Source organism: Sphingomonas sp. FUKUSWIS1, assembly GCF_000733135.1.
Taxonomy (GTDB): Bacteria; Pseudomonadota; Alphaproteobacteria; order Sphingomonadales; family Sphingomonadaceae; genus Sphingomonas; species Sphingomonas aerolata.
In genome coordinates this window covers 1-16,842 of sequence record NZ_JPJC01000007.1, presented here as the reverse complement: position 1 = coordinate 16,842, position 16,842 = coordinate 1, and the positions used below count along the sequence as shown (strand labels likewise).

The following is a 16,842-nucleotide window of genomic DNA, read 5'->3' as shown; positions in this document are numbered from 1 at the left end:
CTGGCAAGCGTGGGGCGGGCGGTTCTCCCGTGATCGCAAAGTTCGCGCTAGCGGGTGAACAAAAAGCCCACCGCGATCAGAAATGTTGCGCCTTCCAGCAGCCCGACAAGGACGTTCCAGGTCGCGCGCACCAGGCTGATCCCCAACACCTGCGCGAACCAGCGCGTCTCGACGATCCAGAAGTTCACGATGCTCGATCCGACGAGCCAATGTCCAATGATGCGCGTCGTTTGATGATGGTCCATCCCGAAACTACTGCCGACGCTCAGACCCAGCGCAAAGACGGCCGCCGGATAACATTGCGCGTAAAATGGCTGCTGCAGGGAATTGCGATCGAGCTTGATCCTGCGTTGGCGCACCATGCGGGCTGCGAGGAATAGTGGGAAACCCGCGAAAACGACGACGCGGAGGACCAGGGCGCTGGCATTGTCGTTGACCAGGTCGGCCAGACCATGATGATTGGCGATGATTTCGTCGGTCTGGCCCAACGCCGTAGCGACGCTGTGCCCCAGCAACAGCGTGAGAGCCAGAAAAAGGGGCGGACTGAGTATCGACGCGTAGCGTTCATCGTCGGGCAGCGCGGCTTCGCGCTCGATCTCCTCCATCGTACGGATCGGTCGAAAGAGCGCCTGCCAAAGCGTAAGGGGAAAGAAGACCACCCAGCTCATCACTTCGTACAGAAGTTCGTCGAGCGAATTGAGCCACTTCATGAAGTCCATGCTGCATCATGTTCGATCCGGGCGTCGATCGCAACGGCTTGCCTTGTGCTAGACTCCGCCCCCTAGTGCTTGCCGAAGACGCACTCTTGCGGGTCCTGCCGCATGTGATGAAGACCGGCACCGACCAAACGGCTCTTCGGCCGAAGCGAGCATGCTCGCCGTCCAATTCCCATGGGCAGTCGGTGGCCGAACGCCGTTGACAGCGATGGACGCCGTCGCTCCCTTTTTATACAATCACTCAATTGATGATGAGGTGATTTCGAACGAACGGGAGAATCGCGATGCGTTGTCCGTCTGGCCTGTCCACGACCATGACCGCCCTTGTCATGGGCTCGGCATTTCCCACAATTGCCCACGCGCAATCCACGGGGCTCGAGGACATGGTAGGCGCCCGTGCAGGTCAGGCCGAGATGGAGTTGCAACGACGCGGCTACGTCAACATCCGGGGTGAGCAAGGCGACGATCGCGTCTATACCTATTGGTGGAACGCCGATCGCCGCCAGTGCGTGAGCATTGCGACGATGGAAGGCCGCTACAATTCCATCCAGCCGACCACCTCCCCCGATTGCAGGAAGCCCGCGAACCTCCGGCCCAACTCCGGCTATGGTGGTCAGGCTGCGCCACGACCGCGTCCCGACTATGACCCCGATCTGGCCTATGGACGCGCGCCAGCGGGCCCCGGCGGCGGTCAGGATCGCTATCCTTCGGGAGGACCTGTTGTTGACGGCAGAAACGTGGAACTCGGGCTCGTGTGTTTTGGGGACGGATCGAAAACGGGCTTTGCGAACGGGACGACCTGGAACTGGAACCGTGATCGTGACCGCTATGAGTCCGGCACGTATACCGAAACCAGGAAGGAGGTCTTCGATGCCTCGCTCATGGTACAGACCTGGGCCGGTGGCGGACGTATCCGGCTACCCAAGTCGCTGATCCCGCCGATCAATTCCCGTGGCAATCAGGGATGGTGGGATTTGTACGACGTGACTGTCAGCCCAGATACGGTCCGCGCGAGTTACCGCCTGAACGGCTTGAACAAGCCACGGCTCGTGATCGATCGGCGCAGCGGCCGCATCACGGTCACGGGCATGAGTGACTATGGCTTTCGGGGCACGTGCGACCTGATCGGACACGAACCACGCCGCTTCTAGACTATGCCGCGGGCGCTGCGCTCCCAAAACGAATGGTGAGGCAGACCACGAATACGAACCATCGCGCACATCAGTCGCCATTGGCTCGGTTGGAAACCCCATGCTATCCGGCTCGCGCAATACGGGTCTACGCGTACCCGCAACGTTGTTGGGGTACAGCGATGAAATTCAGGGCATTTCTGGCGCACATGGTGAAGGTCGCGGCAATCGCACTTGCGGTCAGCGCCGCGGCGCAAGCCCGGATCGGCCATGCCCCGTCGGCCACTGCGGCCCCGCTTCGGTCGCCGATCATATCGTCGGAATTCATATATGCCGATGCGCCTTACCCGCAGGCGCATGCCTCGACGATCGTCGAACTGCCTGACCGGACGCTGGCCGCAGCCTGGTTCGGCGGTTCCGGCGAAAGCCAGCCTGACGTCCGTATCTGGTTCGCACGACGCGGCGCGACGCGATGGGAGACGCCGGTCGCGGTCGCCGATGGTGTGTCCGCGGACGGTCAGCGATTTCCGACCTGGAACCCGGTGCTGTTTCAGCCTGCGGACGGTGCCCTGCATCTCTTCTACAAAGTCGGGCCGAATCCGCGGGCGTGGTGGGGCATGGTCATCCACTCGACCGATGGCGGACGACATTGGAGTCGGCCGCAGCGCCTGCCGGATGGCGTGTTGGGACCGATCAAGAACAAGCCCGTCATTGCGCCCGACGGCAGCTGGGTGTCGCCGTCGAGCCGCGAGGAAGGCAGCGCAGAGGCCAATATCTGGTCGATCCGGATCGAGCGGAGCACCGATCGCGGGAGAAGCTGGCAGGTCGGCGACGCGGTGGCCTCACCGATGCACATCGAGGCGATCCAGCCGAGCATCCTGTTTCACCGCGATGGTCGACTGGAGCTGGTGGCGCGGACGCGGCAGGGTGCGCTTGCGATGAGCTGGTCACGCGACGCCGGGCGCAACTGGTCACCAATCGCGGCGATCGACCTCCCCAATCCCAATGCGGGTACCGATGCGGTGACGCTGCGCGATGGGCGCCAGTTAATCGTCTACAATCACAGCGCGCATCTACCCGAGCGGCCGGGCGATGGCGCACGCTGGCCGCTCAACATCGGTTTGTCCGACGACGGCGTGCGGTGGCACAACGCTTTGACACTCGAGAGCAAGCCGCTACCCGACGGCTATGCCTATCCGGCGGTGATCCAGACGCGCGATGGACTGGTCCACGTCACCTACACGCATAACCGTACCAAAATCCGTCACGTCGTGATCGATCCGACACAGCTGCGCTGAGTAGGAGGTCACGCTCCGGCGCCCCGTCACGAGGTAAGATCTTCCCGGCGCCAGTCGCTGAATGTGATCGAGGCGGGGCTTGTTTTGCTTCGCACAGATGATCTGCGGACAGTTCGAGCGGAGCCGCCGGATCACCGCGCTGTTGTCGTCGTGGCTATTCGGCTACCAGCCAGCTGAAGGAGCGCTAAATGACGCAATGGACATGGATTTTGAGCCGGATCGTCCGGCAGGTCTGGTTCCGGGCAGCGATCATCAGCCTGCTGAGCGTCGCGCTGGCGATCCTCGCCGCTTTCGTCACGCCGTATCTGCCGTACACGTTCGATGCCGATATCGGGCAGCAATCTGTCGGCACGATCCTTCAGATCATGGCCTCGAGCATGCTGGCGGTCACGACCTTTTCGTTAACCGCAATGGTCAGTGCCTACTCCTCCGCAACGCAACTCGCGACGCCGCGTGCGACCCAGCTGATGGTCAGCGATCCGACGTCGCAGAACGCGTTGTCGACCTTCCTCGGCGCCTTCGTCTTCTCGATGGTCGGGATCGTTGGCCTGAACACCAGCGCCTATGGCCATGACGGCCGGATCATCCTGTTCGCAGCGACCGTGCTGATCATCCTGCTGGTGGTCGGCACGCTGCTGCGCTGGATCGGGCATATCACGGCGTTTGGACGGATGGCCGATGTGATCGACCGCGTAGAGGAGGCCGCGACCCAGGCAATGCAGGATTTTGCTGCACACCCTCATCTTGGCGGCCGTGCGGCTGTCGCCATCCCCGCCGATGCCGTCACAGTCACCGCGGTGCAGACCGGATATGTCACGCATATCGACATCACCGCACTTGGCACGATCGCTGACCGCAATGACCTGACGGTGTATGTCGATGTCCTGCCTGGCGCGATGATGCATCCCGCTCGTACGCTTGTGCAGGTCTCGGGAAAGATCGACGACGGCATCCAGAGCGAACTGATCAAGACGTTCACCATCGAACGGCATCGGTCCTTCGACCAGGATCCTCGACTGGGGCTGATCGCGCTGTCCGAAATTGCCAGCCGGGCGCTCGCACCGGCGACCAATGATCCAGGCACGGGGATCGAGGTTCTCAATGCCCTGCTTCGCGTATTCCTGACGCTGAGCCCCGGCGCGGCGCGTGTCGATAAGGAGCCGGACTCCCCACGGGTTCACATCGGCCAGCCAACCATGGAGGATATGCTCGGCGATGCATTCGGCCCGATCCTGCGCGAAGGGATTGCAGAGGTCGAGGTGTCGTTGCGACTGACGGCTACGCTTGCAGCGATGCACGCAAGCCTGCCGGCTGCGCGTCGGGAAATCGAGCACTGGGCCAACCGCCACGCGAAGCGGGTGGCGACGACCATGGAAGATCCCGACGACCTGACGGCATTCAACGAAGCCTATCGCAGGCACTGGCCCGCTTGAGGCACGATCAGGCGGCATGCTGCCATCTGGTTCGACGACATCGCGGCCTCTGCCGACAACCTGAAGTCATTCAAGGACATGAGCACGCACCACGTCCCTGTGGTCACGAGGCAGCCCCATCGACCCGGATCGCCGCGTAACCCTGTCGAAATACGGCGTCACCAGCAGATGCGGCATCGCCAGTGCCGCGACGCCGGCAAAGAGCGACCGCACGCCCGAGGGGTCCCACCGCAGCAGCACTCCGCCCATGATTCCGACCAGCAGCACAGCCAGGCCGAGGATTGGTCCCGTGGCGCGGAGATACGCAATGGTCGTCACGCACCGTAACCGATCTCGACGCTCTTTCGTCTGCGGCACGGCGTGCAGCACCAGAAATCCGACCGAGAACCCGACGAGCGGGGGCAGAATGAGAAGCGCGGTCGTTCCGACCAGAAGACGTCGATCATGGCGCGCCGCGCCGATGATCACCAGGCAGGCGGCTGCTGCGCCACCCGCAACTGCCAAAATGCTGACCATGGCCGGCGCACCGGACTCTCGAACTCCAGCAAGATCGAGAATGCGGGCGAGGCTTGTCGCGTGCAGCGTCGCAGGCGTTGCGACCAGGCTTATGCCGCGGGCAATCCTTTCGAACGGCCTGCTCGCGGGGGCATCCTCAAGACCAAAATGGACTGCCGACGCCAGCAGGAATGCAGGGAGTGCGATCGCAGGATCGACGATCCACCACATAAGACAGACAAACAGTGCAGATACGTACAGCATCAGGAATGCCGGGCGCCGCCGATGCTCGACGATAGCGAGATCACTGGCACCGTGCGCCATGCCGACGACCCCGACAGCAAGGGCCGCGAACGCGAGCTGTACGGTGAGCACGCAAAACGAGGCGACCAAAGCCCCCGCCAGAAGGGAGCCCCAGCCAAGGGCCGGGGCGCGCCGTGTCATGCCCGGTGGCCGCGTTCGCCGTCATCCTGCGCCAACGCCTTGTCGAGGGTGGCTGCCGCGTAGAATGCGTAGACGACCTTGGCGATCACATCCATGATCAGGAACGCCCAGACCGATGCAGGATCGGTGATCAGCTTCAAACCTTCCGGTCCGATCAGGAAGACGATCGGATAGAGGAACCAGATGACGGTCAGGAAGGTGAGGTTCTTGCCATAGGCCATTCCCAAGGCAGCACCACGGCTGAGCGCCAGTGATCGCAATGGACCCCATAGAAGATACAGGACGCCCAGAAACGCGACGCAGGACCATCCGTACCAGATCCATTTCGCCATCGATGGTGCGGCAAGCGACGATATCAGCCCCGTGACGATCATCAGCACATCGAGCACGATGACCGAGGTCAGATACCCACCAACCTCACCCGTCTTCCCATGCTCGTGAAAAGCCAGCAGCACGAGACCCGACAACAGGATCGGCGTCGTCACCGACCAATCCACGTAGCGTGCCAGATATGTCAGCGAACCGTCGCTGTTGATAAGCGTGCCGATGCCAAAGGCCATTGCGAGATACGCGGTCGCCGCGATGAACGGCACGCTGGCGTGCAGGAGCGTATGATGGCCCGACGGCTGCGTCTTCTTACCCGTCGCATATATGGCCAGCGACGCGACCGACATCACGCTGAAGCCGATCAGGAAAGCGGTTTGATCCACCAGGGAGCCCCCTATCATGAGGACGACCCGGCGCCGACCTTGAGCCACCAACATCACTCAGATGTTTTGGGTCCTGGCTCGCGATAAGTTCATGAAGCTGTCATGTTTGACGGCGTCTCAACTGACGATTTCCTGTGTCCTCGGGAAGTGTACCGCCGCACGAAGACCCGGCGCGTTGTCGGTTAATGTCAGCGATGCGCCATGAACGCGGGCCGCGACCTGTGCGATGCTGAGACCAAGGCCAGAACCTTGGGAATGCCGGCTCGTGTCGAGCCGAACGAAGCGCGTCACGACATGCTCGCGCTGGTCAACCGGTATACCCGGTCCCGTATCTGCCACGACGAGCGTGAACCCATCGATCTCATGCCCAAGCGTCACGCGGATCGACCCGCCGGGCGGCGTATATTTGATCGCGTTGTCGAGCAGATTGGCAACGATCTGCCCCAACAGCGAACGAACGCCCCTTATGGTCACCGGCGTCGTTTCGACCGTCAGATCCAATCCACGATCATCTGCCACGGGCTCGAAAAGCTCCACGGCCTCGATGACGATTGCGGCCAGATCGACAGGACCGAACTCGCTGGCCATCGTCGTCTCGGCACGGGCCAGTCTTAGCGTATCGTCGATCGTGCGAAGCAGGGCGTCGAGATCGCTGCGCATATCCGATGTCGCGTCACCATGCCCCCCGCCCAGTGCCGCAAGCTCGAGCCGAGACCGGATCCGCGTCAGCGGCGTCTTCAGGTCATGAGCAAGCGCATCCGTCGCGGTTCGCAGCGAATCCACCAAACGTTCGATCTCCGCAAAGCCATGGTTCAGCGTCGCTGCAAGCCGGTCATATTCGTCGCCGCGCCCCGTCACGGGCAAGCGCTCGTCAAGATGTCCCACCCGGAAACGATCGCCGGCAGTGCTGGCGGCATCGAGAAAGGCAAGCCCGCGCCGGCTGTACCAGAACCCGAAAAGCAGGCCGATCACTCCGGTGGCGGTCAGTGACCAGGCCAGTGCCGACACATAGCGGTCGTGCAGCAGGCGGCGATCGTCCGAGAGGCTGCCGACCAGTAGTCGATAGTCGTTGCCGAGAAGCACCGTGCGCGCGGCGACCTGTCGTTCGAACACCCTGCCGCGTGTCGTCGCGACCTGGGTCTCGAAGGTGCGATACCCGGTGTGGTCGATCTCGTCAGGCCATTTGGCGAGATTGCCCGCAACCGGCTGTCCCGAAGCGTCCGTCATCAGATAGATGAAGTCGGTGACGCGCGGGCGCCCGACCGCACGCGACACCGACTGCGCGACGGCAAATGGCCCCTCACTCTGATAGCGCTCGATAAGGCCTGCCGTCTCGTCGTCGACTGCCGCCTGGGCACGCGCGTCGAGCAGGCGTATCGTCTGGACATATTGAACGCTCAGGGCGATCCCCGTTGCGATGAGTGCGATCAGCGTGATCCAGAGCGCGCCGCGCAATGCGGCCGTTGAGGGCAAGCGCATCGTCAGACAGCATCCAGTCGATAGCCGGAGCCGCGCACCGTTCTGATCATCGGGACATCCTCCGGACCGTCGATCTTGGCACGCAGACGACTGACATGGACATCGACGACATTCGTCCCCGGATCGAAGTTATAATCCCAGATCGCCTCGATCAGCATCGTACGCGTCACCACCTGCCCGGCATGGCGGGTCAGATAGTCGAGCAGCTGATACTCCTTGTTGAGCAGTTCGATACGTCTGCCGTTGCGCATGGCCGTGCGGCCGAGCAGGTCGAGCGTCAACGAGCCCGTCTGCCGGGTACCTTGCGTGGCGTGCGTATCGCTGCGCCGCCGCACGATCGCCTCCAGACGGGCAACGAGTTCGCCGAACGAAAAAGGCTTGGCGAGGTAATCGTCGCTGCCGGCCTGAAGCCCTGCGATCCTGTCGTCCACCTGCCCCAGCGCAGACAGAAGCAGCACCGGCGTCTGGTCACCCTTTGCGCGCAGCGACTTCAGCACCGAAAGTCCGTCGAGCCCGGGCAGGTTCCGGTCCAGAATGATCGCATCGTATTTGCCGACGATAGCCGCAGTGAGACCGTCGATACCGGTGGCGGCATGATCCGACGCGTGTCCGAGTTCCACCAGCCCGCGGCGGACATACTCAGCGGTTTGTGCATCGTCTTCGATCAGGAGCAGCTTCAAGCGCGCGATAATCCTTTTCAGGTGTTCAGGGAGCGGACGCGTGTACCGCCCCCCGGTTCCACACGCTCAGGACTGGCCCGACGTTTCGCTGGCGATGCGCAGGTTCAGGGAGACCTGACGGCCGTTACGCACCACCTGCGTCGGGACGATCGAACCGATCCGAGCCTCTGCTACGGCTCGGGCAAGGTCGCGCCCGTTATCTACCGGCCTGGATCCGAAGCGTCGAACGACGTCGCCGCGCTGCAGGCCGGATCGGGCAGCGGCCCCGCCATCTTCGACTTCGGCGATAAGCGCGCCCTTGGTGACGTCCGAGCCCATCGCACGCGCGATGTCCGGTGACATGTCCTGCAAGGAAACGCCGATCCGCCCCCGCGACACGTGGCCGTTTTGCGCAATCTGAAGCGCGACCTTGCGCGCTATTGCGGCAGGTATCGCAAAGCCGATGCCCACGTTACCGCCCGTCGGCGAGAATATGGCGGTGTTCACGCCGACCACCCGGCCTGCACCATCGAACAAGGGCCCGCCCGAGTTGCCGCTGTTGATCGCAGCGTCGACCTGGAGGAAATCGTCATACGGCCCGGCCCCGATCTCACGGCCGCGGGCGGACACGATGCCGGACGTCACGGTATTGCCGAGGCCGAACGGGCTGCCGACCGCAAACACGCTATCGCCTACCCGGATATGATCGCTGTCACCCCATTTGACCGGGGTGAACCTGCCCTTCCCGTCGATCTTCACCACGGCGACATCGATCTTGGGATCGCGGCCCAGGACGCGACCGGAAAACTCCCGTCCGTCCGACATCTGGACGGTGACGCGGTCCGCGCCGTTGACGACATGGTTGTTCGTGATGACGATCCCGGAGGCATCGACGATGAACCCCGAGCCGAGCGATCCGCGCTGCGGGCCTTGCTGCTGCGGCGCTTCGAATTGCCCGTGACGATCCTGCATGCCAAAGCCGAACAGCTGCCCCAGACGATCGGCCAGTTCGCTATCGTCTGACCCGAACTGGGTCGGCTCGAATGGCAACGCCTGAAGAGCCGCGGGCTTGACCTGGATCTGAACGACGCTCGGTCCTACGGCCTCGACCATATCCGACAAAGAGGCGTGCACACCCGTCGACGCGACGGCAGCAGGACCGGATGCAATGAACCGGTCGGCGATATTCACGCGACCGTCGTCCGCAGCGATCGCGCCGCCCGCGACGCCGGCGAGTGCGGTTGTGCCAAGCGCGACGGCAGCGATCATTGGACGTACAGTCAGGCGACGCTTGAATATCACGATCCATGTCCTTGTTCAGTTAGAAGCAGATGCTACTTTCTGGACCCGGATGATGGGCGCAGCCTGTTTTGAACATTACATCCGTGCAATCTTGTCAGGATGTCACGCGCGAAATGGCAGCCGCAGCGGCTATGCGCCGCGCTCGCTTGTTTCCGCCGGAGATGAGTCCGTGTCGACCGACCATATCAGGCGCAGGCGACCGCCCGCACGCCCGGAGGCTGCCCTGCCCCCTCGCGCGACGATACCCTGTGCTATCGCTGTGCGCTGACGCAGGGTCCCGCCCAGCACGTCGACCGCCCGCGCGAACCGGGCGGATACCCAGGCTGCGTCGCCGAGCGTCTGATCGTCGATGACGCCGGATTTGATACCGACGTCCGGCAAGGCCACGTCGTTCGGGGGATTGAGACTGACATGCCAATCGGCGACCACCGCGTCCGCACGACGTTCCAGATCGCGATAGCCCGCGATGCCGAGACCCGTGAGGGGCGCTGCCGTCGCGCGGATCGTTCGCGCCGCCGAATCCAGCTGCACCGATGAAACGGGAATGCCCGCGATCAGCGCAACGTCCGCGATCGCCCTATCGCGCTCGCGTGCAACGCGCAGCGCATCGCCATTGCCCGCCCGCGCGATCTGCGCCGCCTCGACCGCGCCTGTCTCGGGCGAGATGCGGACCTGGTCGACATGGACATCGACCGGCCGCGACAAGCGTTGGCGAAGGTCCGCAGCGAGCTTGCGATCCGCCCCCGGTTCGATCCGCGGCGTCAGCATGACCGCACGAACGCGGACCGGGTTCGCGCCATGGTCGATCTCGACCTGGCTCAGCCGCGCGCCCGGGGGAAAATCCTCGCCCAGTGCATCGCGTACCTGCCGCTGGGCGACCGCCTCGAACGCAATGCGACGCAGACCGGCACCGAGGGGAATGGACAGGACTCCGATCGCGACCGCGAACAGCACGAGCTGCCACCCGGTGTGGTGCGGCGACAGATGGCTGCCGAACCCGTAACAGCGCGCGACGAGTGCGGCGGTCAGCGCGATGGTGATGGCATTGGTAAGGAACAGCAACAGCGCGCCCGAAAAGACCACCCAGTTCCACGTCGCGATGCCGAATCCGACCACCACCAGCGGCGGCATCAGGGCGATGGCGATCGCCACGCCGACGACCGTACCCCCGCGCCCGCGGATCAGCGCATAGCCCCCCGCGATTGCCGACAGCAGCGCGACGAGCAGGTCGAACAGCGTCGGCTGCGTCCGCCCGGCGATCTCGCTCGTGATCGTCTGGACCGGGGAGAGCAGGATCAGCACGACCGACAGCGCCACCGCGATGGCCGCGCCCAGCATCAACGCGGTCGCCGCGCGGCGTATCTCGTGGAAGTCGAGCGTCGCGATGCCGAAGCCCAGGCCGATGATCGGCATCATCAGCGGCGACAGCAGCATGGCGCCGATCAGCACCGCGACCGAGGGCATCAGCAGCCCGAGCAACGAGATCGCGGCCGAAATGACGATCAGGAAGGCGTAGCGTCCCGACCACCCCGCTTCCTCGGCAATCTGTCGCAGGATGCCGTCATGGTCGACGCTTTCGGTGGCCTTGGCCATCCACGCCCGGGGGAGCGTTGCGAATTTTGCAGGGTTCAGGTGGATCGGGTCGTCTCCGTCATGGCGAAGGTCTTCGATAGACCATGGTACAGCTTCTCGCGGCATACCCACTGGCTGGCCGCATCGGCGATGAACGCGGTCGCGAACATCGGCAGCATCAGGCCGCGGCTCGCGGTCGTCTCCGACAGGATGATGACCGCGGTGAGCGGCGCGCGGACGACGCCCGCGAAATAGGCGACCATGCCCAGGATCACGATCGCGCTGGCGGGCTCGCCGGGGAAGATCTCGCGCAGCAGATTGCCGACGCCAGCGCCGACGGCGAGCGACGGCGCGAAGATCCCGCCCGGCAGGCCCGCGATCGCCGTCGCGGCGGTGGCGACCAGCTTGGCCGGCCCGAACCAGAGCGGCGCATCCACGCCGACGATCATCGCGCGCGCCGGGGCATAGCCGGTTCCCCATGTCAGCCCGGTCACGACGCCGAGCACCGCGACTATGCCCCCGCAGATCCCGGCGAACGCGACGGGATGCGCGCGCGTCCACCCCGTCACGCGATTGCGGCTGACCGCCATCGCCAGGAGAATGCGCGAGAACAGCCCGCCGGTCATGCCACCCGCGATCCCTGCGACCGGCGCGACGATCAGCGCGGACAGCAGCGGCATATGCGCACCGATCGCGCCGAAATAGATATAGTCGCCCTGCACCGACTGCGCGACCATCCCGGCGATCACGATCGCGGCAAGGACGAGCAGCGTCACCCTCTGCTCATAGGCGGACGCGAGTTCCTCGATCGCGAACAGCAGCCCGGCGAGCGGCGTGTTGAACGCCGCCGCGACGCCTGCGGCACCACCGGCGATGAGGACCCCGCCCCGCAACGGCACGCGGACGAGACGGTGCGTAAATCCCATGACGGCCGCCGCCAGCTGGACGGTCGGGCCTTCCCGGCCGACCGAGGCGCCACCCAGCACAGCGCCGATCGTCAGCACCGCCTTGGCCGCCACCGTCCGGATCGAGATCAACGTGCCGGTCGCATCATTCGGATTGGATTGCGCCGCGATGACCTGGGGGATCCCGGATCCCCGCGCGAACGGCGCATAGCGACGGGTCAGCCAGACCAGCCCCATGAACGTCAGCGGCGTCGTGACCAGCGGCAACCAATGCCAGGTCTTTGCAAAGTCGCTGAAAACCTCGCCCGCCCAATCGGCCGCCTCCGCAAACAGCGTCGCGACGATCCCGATCAGGATCGCCCCCGCAAGAATCGCACCCCGCGTCCGGAACTGCGTCGATCGCGGCCCGCGCGCGCGCAGCAACGCCCGATACCGCGACGGCGTCCAGCGTTTGGACGGTAAGAGACGATTGAACAGGCCAGCCATCGGGCTCTTTTAGGTCGCGGCGCCAGTTAGGCCACCCCTGACACCAAGCCGTTGAACCAGGACGTGGTGTATGGCGTCGACCCCATCTGTCAGCTGAGCGCCCTCAGAACGCGTCATGCCACGCCGCAGCAGATCAAGCCGATGGTCGGCGTCGGAATGGAGGCTAAGGCAATATAGCTCGATAAACGAACGCCTGCTTCCGCTGATCGGCTCCCAAAAGCGGACTGGCTGCATTCCAGCAATAAATAGTGCTTTAAGAACTGAGGCTGCCTTCATATTATAGAATACATTACTTAGTTCATTATATACTTTTATATCGACAATTTTGAAAGTATCAACAGTGGCATTATATCGCCGGTTATAAAGCTATATTCAAAAATATTTTAGTATAAACTATCCTACAGACCACGAACGCGGCCTAACCTGCCAAGAATCGCGCTTGCAGCGGCCGGGATCAATGCGGCGGCGATTTGGCATCTCTGCCGTTTGCGAGCACGTGATGCCCCCCTAAATGGCACCAGCGCTTGGCAATGATCCAGCACGGAACGCCGCCAGCCCCGCTAACCGCCATTCCGGTCATTCCCGATGCGAAAAACCAAATGGCTTGCATCCCGTTGAATTCCCACCATCGACAGCGATTGAGTTATCGGCCGACATCTATGCGTGCCGGCCGTTCGACGGCAGCGCGATATGGAACGTTAGTATTCTTATCCTAGGCTAGCAGATGGTACACGGTTCTGCATGACGCTGCATAACAACAGAGCAGCGGTCGTGCGTTCCGCTACGGGTGAACGCACAGGTCTCGCCCCGATAGCGCTGCGATCACGACGAGCGTTGCATTGTCACTGCCATCACGTTGCAGTGCGTTTTCAAGAATGCGGTCCGCCATGTCACCGATCGCCGCGGGCATCGTCGCGTAGTCGCGCGGATCAAGCGATCGCGAAACGCCGTCCGAGCACAGCAGAAATCGATCGTTCGGCTGGACTAGTGTGGTGACGCTATCCAGCGCTACGGCCGGCGCAACGCCGAGCGCGCGCGTGACGACATTGGCTTGCGGATGACGGTCCGCCGCGGCTTCCGTCAGGACACCCGCGTCGATCATCTCCTGCACGACGCTGTGATCGTGGGTCAGCCGCTCCGCCCCGCCGCCGCGCATCAGATAGGCCCGACTGTCCCCCGCCCAGAAGATCGTCGCCTCACTGCCCTCGATCAACGCGATCACGATCGTCGCGCCGCTGGTCGCATGCACGTCGTAGATAGCGCGATTGGCATGCGACACCGCGGCGCGCACCGCTGCCGCGTTGATCGGCGCCGGATCATCCGCCAATGCCTGCAAGACATCGACCACCGTTTCCGCGGCGGCGGCGCCGCCGCTATGGCCGCCCATGCCGTCGACGACCGCCCAGAGCCCACGGTCTGCCCGATCGAGAAGCCGATCCTCGTTGACGCTGCGCACCCGCCCGACATGGGATCGGTTTTGCGACACATAGACGGTTTCCTCAGCGAGCGACGGACCGCCGCGAGGTTTGCGTCGCAACAGGCTGGCGAGCTTCATGCGGGATCGCGGGCCATGGCCGTATCCGCGGCGTCATAGGCGAGGGCGAAGGCGCGATCGAGCGAGCCGGGTGCGGATGCCACGATCTGCCGTGTCAGGTCGGCATGACGGTCAGCGACTTCTGCCATCTGCAGGCTCGCACGACTTTTCAGCAGCGTCGCGCGGTCCGCGATCGCCGCATCGACAGATGCCGGCTCGAACGTGCCGATCGCCGCACGCAGGCTCCCCTGCAGGCCTGCGAACGTGGCGACCAGATGCCGCTTCACGTCACGAAACGACGCCTTCAGCGCCGCCGGGCCCGACAGGAACCCGGTGGAGCCCGCAAGCAGCAGGTCGATCGCCAGCCGCTGTGTCGGCGCCCATTTGAACGGATTATTGTCCGCGCCGCTGATGGTCGTGCGCGTCAATTGATAGCGTCCGCGCGCATGGTCGCGCTCGGCCATCAGGTCGCCGATCCCCAGCACCATCTGCCGATACACCGCACCCGCCCGCCGCATGATCTCGGTCGGCTCCTCTTCGGAGAGCAGCGAACAGTCCAGCCCGGCGCCCTCGCAAAATGCCTCCAGCAACGACCCATCGCCCAGCGGTCGCGCCTCACCGGCATCGGCCCAGTCGCTCGGCACCTCCACCGACGATCCCAGCGGCGGCGTCAGCACCATGGTCAGCGCGCCATCGACTTCCAGGTCGCCATGCGGGGCCTGCGTCGCGACCATCTTGAACCGGCCGAGCCTCAGCGCGCTCGGCACCGGCAGCACCACGTCGACCGCATCGGGAAACCGTTGCCCGGTATCGGCATCGAATACGCCATTCGCGCCGAGCGCGCGCAGTGTCAGCCCATCGCCGTCGACGCGCAGTTCACAATGCGCCCGCGACAGCGCGCAATCGGGGTCGGCGATCGGCCAGTCCGCCTCGGTATCGCGACCGATGCGGAGCAGACCCTCGCGGATCAGCCGCGCATCGAGCGACTGGACCATGTCGTCTCGGTCGAAAAGCTGGAGCATGTACATCAAACGGATCCTCAGGCGGCCAGACGAGCGGACGGCACGACGCGGGTAGCGCGCATCGCGATGTCGGCCTGCGCGCCGGTACCCGCCAGATGCGGCTCGACTGCGGCGGCGGCGCGATTGAATGCGTCGAACGCGGCGCCGAATTCGTCGCGGCGGCGATGCGATATGCGCAGGGCGAAATCGGACTTCGCCGCCTCGTCCAGCGCCTTGCGCAGTCGGGCGAGCGGCCGGGCAACCATAGCGCCGCTCAGATAGCCGATCACCAGCACCACACCCATGATCACCAGCGACAGCACCGTCAGCAGCATCCGCGCATTGGCGATCGCGGCGTCCAGCGCGGTCCGGCGCAGCACCAGGTCGACCGTGCCGAACTCGGCCCCGGCATAGCGGATCGGCCGGACGAACCGCAGTCCTGCGCCCTTGCCCCGGTCGGGTGCCGCGGTCACGCCGGCGCCGCTGCCGATCGCCGCTTCGCCAACGGTGCGGCGATAGCGCGTGCCGATCAGCTTCGCGTCGTCTGCCGCGCGGACGATCCCGCCGGTATCGGCGACCACCATGTCGCGAATCTCCTGATCGCGCGAGGCCGAAGCGACGAAGGCCTGCAACGCGGTCCAATCCTGCTGCTCGGGCGCGAGCCCCGCATTGTCGGCAGCCAGCACCGCGGTGTTGCCGGTGACGAACGCCGCGATCGAGCGACCCGACACGATCGCCATATGCTCAAGCGTGCGTTGCTGCCGCTCCAGGATCGACGAGACGCTCGCGACCAGCGCGATCGCGGTTACTGTGACGAGCGCCAGCGGGAGCTTGATCTTCAGCGGCAGACCACGGCGGCCGGGTGCTGCCTCGGCGGTCGCCGCGATCTCGCGGGTCAGCGCCTCGTACACCGCATGGCCGTCGGCGAACCGCTGCTCGGGCTTCTTCCCCAGCAGCTTGTCGATCACAAAACGCAGGCCCGGCGGGCAGTCCGCGGCGGAACGCGCGATCGGCTCGACACGCTCCTGCGCGATCTGGATGGCCAGCGTCGCCAGCCCCATGCCGGGAAATGCGACCTTGCCGGTCACCATCTCGTACAGCACCACGCCCAGCGAGAAGAGGTCCGACCGCTGGTCGACGGGGATGCCGAGCGCCTGTTCCGGGCTCATATAGCGCGGCGTCCCGATCATCTGGCCGACCTGCGTGCGCGCAAGGCGTCCTTCGGTGCCGGACACGTCGATATCGCCGATCCGCGCGACGCCGAAATCGAGCAGCTTGGCGGTGCGACCGTCCGCCGACAGCAGGATGTTCGATGGCTTCACGTCGCGGTGCACGACGCCCGCCCTGTGTGCATAGTCGAGCGCCGAGGCGAGTTGCTGACCCAACGCCAGGACGCGTTCATACGGCAGTCGCCCTTGCGCCAGCAGCAGCGTGTCGAGCGGCTGCCCCTCGATCAGCTCCATCGCGATATAGGCGACACCGTCCGCCTCGCCCACATCGTAGACCGTCGCGATATTGGGATGGTTCAGCGCGCCCGCGGCGCGCGCCTCGCGCAGGAAGCGCTCACCCAGTTCGGGGTCGCGACCATATTCCGATTTGAGCACCTTGATCGCCACGGTGCGCCCAATTCCTGGATCGAACGCGCGGAACACGTCCGCCATCGCGCCCTCGCCCAGCC

At 64.4% G+C, this 16,842-nt stretch carries 15 protein-coding genes; 3 read left to right on the top strand and 12 right to left on the bottom strand.

The window, feature by feature from the left end; translation table 11 throughout:
- Nucleotides 1-47: 47 nt before the first annotated feature.
- The gene (locus sphsw_RS00615; RefSeq protein ID WP_031438920.1) at nucleotides 48-719 is read right to left on the bottom strand and encodes a hypothetical protein; all 672 of its coding nucleotides are present in this window, start codon (nucleotides 717-719) and stop codon (nucleotides 48-50) included.
- A gap of 311 nt (nucleotides 720-1,030) precedes the next feature.
- Between sphsw_RS00615 and sphsw_RS00610 the strand changes: the two genes are divergently transcribed.
- The gene (locus sphsw_RS00610; protein WP_042466244.1) at nucleotides 1,031-1,867 is read left to right on the top strand and encodes a hypothetical protein; all 837 of its coding nucleotides are present in this window, start codon (nucleotides 1,031-1,033) and stop codon (nucleotides 1,865-1,867) included.
- A 161-nt stretch (nucleotides 1,868-2,028) separates the two neighbouring features.
- A complete protein-coding gene (locus sphsw_RS00605; RefSeq protein WP_235188226.1) occupies nucleotides 2,029-3,144 on the top strand; it encodes a sialidase family protein in 1,116 nt (371 codons plus the stop codon).
- A 131-nt stretch (nucleotides 3,145-3,275) separates the two neighbouring features.
- On the opposite strand, the gene sphsw_RS20160 is transcribed toward sphsw_RS00605, so the two are convergent.
- Entirely contained in the window at nucleotides 3,276-3,485 is a 210-nt protein-coding gene (locus sphsw_RS20160; protein ID WP_235188230.1) for a hypothetical protein, read from the bottom strand.
- Here sphsw_RS20160 and sphsw_RS00600 point away from each other — a divergent pair.
- Nucleotides 3,393-4,577 carry a DUF2254 domain-containing protein gene (locus sphsw_RS00600; RefSeq protein ID WP_235188228.1) on the top strand — a complete coding sequence of 395 codons (1,185 nt, stop codon included), beginning with the start codon at nucleotides 3,393-3,395 and terminating at the stop codon, nucleotides 4,575-4,577. The genes sphsw_RS20160 and sphsw_RS00600 overlap by 93 nt on opposite strands.
- Before the next feature lie 66 nt (nucleotides 4,578-4,643).
- Here sphsw_RS00600 and sphsw_RS00595 read toward each other — a convergent pair whose 3' ends face one another.
- The 10 genes from sphsw_RS00595 to sphsw_RS00545 all read right to left on the bottom strand — a co-directional run bounded on the left by sphsw_RS00595 (nucleotide 4,644) and on the right by sphsw_RS00545 (nucleotide 16,840).
- Nucleotides 4,644-5,465 (bottom strand): Brp/Blh family beta-carotene 15,15'-dioxygenase, encoded by an 822-nt coding sequence (locus sphsw_RS00595; protein ID WP_235188225.1) that lies wholly within the window; start codon nucleotides 5,463-5,465, stop codon nucleotides 4,644-4,646.
- 47 nt (nucleotides 5,466-5,512) lie between these two features.
- A complete protein-coding gene (locus tag sphsw_RS00590) occupies nucleotides 5,513-6,226 on the bottom strand; it encodes a bacteriorhodopsin (RefSeq protein ID WP_031438915.1) in 714 nt (237 codons plus the stop codon).
- A gap of 117 nt (nucleotides 6,227-6,343) precedes the next feature.
- A complete protein-coding gene (locus sphsw_RS00585; RefSeq protein WP_042466239.1) occupies nucleotides 6,344-7,705 on the bottom strand; it encodes a sensor histidine kinase in 1,362 nt (453 codons plus the stop codon).
- 2 nt (nucleotides 7,706-7,707) lie between these two features.
- Nucleotides 7,708-8,385, bottom strand: coding sequence for a winged helix-turn-helix domain-containing protein (locus sphsw_RS00580; protein WP_031438913.1), 678 nt, complete (start codon nucleotides 8,383-8,385; stop codon nucleotides 7,708-7,710).
- Nucleotides 8,386-8,451: 66 nt separating this feature from the next.
- The gene (locus sphsw_RS00575) at nucleotides 8,452-9,633 is read right to left on the bottom strand and encodes a trypsin-like peptidase domain-containing protein (RefSeq protein WP_052380786.1); all 1,182 of its coding nucleotides are present in this window, start codon (nucleotides 9,631-9,633) and stop codon (nucleotides 8,452-8,454) included.
- 162 nt (nucleotides 9,634-9,795) lie between these two features.
- Entirely contained in the window at nucleotides 9,796-11,259 is a 1,464-nt protein-coding gene (locus sphsw_RS00570) for a DUF389 domain-containing protein (protein ID WP_052380785.1), read from the bottom strand.
- Nucleotides 11,260-11,294: 35 nt separating this feature from the next.
- Entirely contained in the window at nucleotides 11,295-12,629 is a 1,335-nt protein-coding gene (locus sphsw_RS00565; RefSeq protein ID WP_031438910.1) for a chloride channel protein, read from the bottom strand.
- 781 nt (nucleotides 12,630-13,410) lie between these two features.
- On the bottom strand, nucleotides 13,411-14,184 hold the full coding sequence (locus sphsw_RS00555) for a PP2C family protein-serine/threonine phosphatase (protein WP_081874035.1): 774 nt from the start codon (nucleotides 14,182-14,184) through the stop codon (nucleotides 13,411-13,413).
- Nucleotides 14,181-15,191 (bottom strand): type VI secretion system-associated FHA domain protein, encoded by a 1,011-nt coding sequence (locus tag sphsw_RS00550; protein WP_031438907.1) that lies wholly within the window; start codon nucleotides 15,189-15,191, stop codon nucleotides 14,181-14,183. Before sphsw_RS00550 ends, sphsw_RS00555 begins: the two co-directional genes overlap by 4 nt.
- A gap of 11 nt (nucleotides 15,192-15,202) precedes the next feature.
- Nucleotides 15,203-16,840, bottom strand: a complete 1,638-nt coding sequence (locus sphsw_RS00545; RefSeq protein ID WP_235188224.1) for a serine/threonine-protein kinase — start codon at nucleotides 16,838-16,840, stop codon at nucleotides 15,203-15,205.
- Between the last annotated feature and the right edge of the window lie 2 nt (nucleotides 16,841-16,842).